The sequence below is a fragment of the Mobiluncus mulieris ATCC 35243 genome (assembly GCF_000160615.1).
Classification (GTDB): Bacteria; Actinomycetota; Actinomycetes; order Actinomycetales; family Actinomycetaceae; genus Mobiluncus; species Mobiluncus mulieris.
On sequence record NZ_GG668520.1, the window covers coordinates 577804 to 579003 of the forward strand.

The 1200-nt window shown below is 50.2% G+C and carries 1 protein-coding gene; it reads left to right on the plus strand.

Annotated features, from left to right (window positions below; genetic code table 11):
- Nucleotides 1-316: 316 nt before the first annotated feature.
- The gene (locus HMPREF0577_RS10385) at nt 317-1141 is read left to right on the plus strand and encodes a DUF3800 domain-containing protein (protein WP_004013851.1); all 825 of its coding nucleotides are present in this window, start codon (nt 317-319) and stop codon (nt 1139-1141) included.
- Nucleotides 1142-1200 lie beyond the last annotated feature (59 nt).

Here is a 1200-nt window from a genome sequence, read left to right on the forward strand (position 1 = left end):
AAAAAAAACGGGCACTTTTTATCTGGTAAGTTTTCGGTTTGTGCAAGTCACAGGGTTTTAGCTTTTCCCGGGACTAGTGAACCCCCAACAGCCACGACAATGGCCACGCCCGCCACCCCGGCTGGCACCTCGTGAACCCGCCCCCACTTTCACGGTAAAGCAACCTGGAGTATGCCGCGCTCGATATATGTGAGGTATGCCGGGGGATTGATTTCCAGGCTTCAAAATTGATATTCTGAATGTGGACGCACTTCGGTGCTCCACTTCCGAAGCCCGCAGTTATGCGGGCTTTCGTGTTCTCACTGGAAAGGCTAGCATGTACGTCGGCTATTTTGACGAATTTGGCCACAACGGCGCATACGTCGCACGCTATGACGATTCCTATAAGACCCATCCCGTGTTTGGCCTTGGAGGTTTCGTAATTCCGGCAGAAAACGTTCGGAAGCTTTCCGGAGCGTTCCGTGCTATAAAGGAAAACGGGTTACGTGAGGAAATCAGCGCCAAAGTTACATCGCAGGGCAAACGTGTGGAGAGATGGGAGAAAAAAGGTTCCGCGTTGCTTACCACCAAGAATATTGAGAGGTATCCTGAAACCCGGAAAATAATCTTCCGCGTTATTAACAAGCTAAAACAGCTTGATGCCCAGGTGGTGTTTTATGGACAAGAAAAACTTCGTGGCACACCCAGTCAAGTGAAAGAGACTAACTCGCACCGTTACGACCATGTAATGAGACAGCTGATTCAACGGGTGAATTGGAGTCTGCCAGATGGCGAGAATCTGTTGCTTGTGTTAGACAAGCAAGGCGAGCGCGAACGCCTAGAGATTTTTGCTAGTGCGGCGGCTTTCATGTTTAGCAGTGAAAACGCCACAAAGCTTATTGAGCCTCCGATGGAAGTGGAAAGCCATTTTTATCAAACAGTACAGTGCGCAGACTGGATTTGCGCAGTTTTGGGAAGAATCGCGGCCTACAAGTATGACCCTGACTTCGCCGAGTACAAGTGGGCGGTGAAATATTTCGGTGACCGCCTGGCGCAGGTCACAAGCGCGAAGTCAAAGATACGTTCCAGCACCGATGACGCAAGGGATATTTTCCCAGAATACCTAGGAAACTACACTACCTGCTATTCTGCAAGCGACTAGTCTTCAGCATACCCTACATTTATCGGGCGTGACAGTGGGGGCGGGTTCATGAGGTGCCA

Excerpts from the sequence above, each read along its gene's own strand:
- HMPREF0577_RS10385 (WP_004013851.1), top strand. The coding sequence starts at position 317 with ATGTACGTCGGCTATTTTGACGAATTTGGCCACAACGGCGCATACGTC.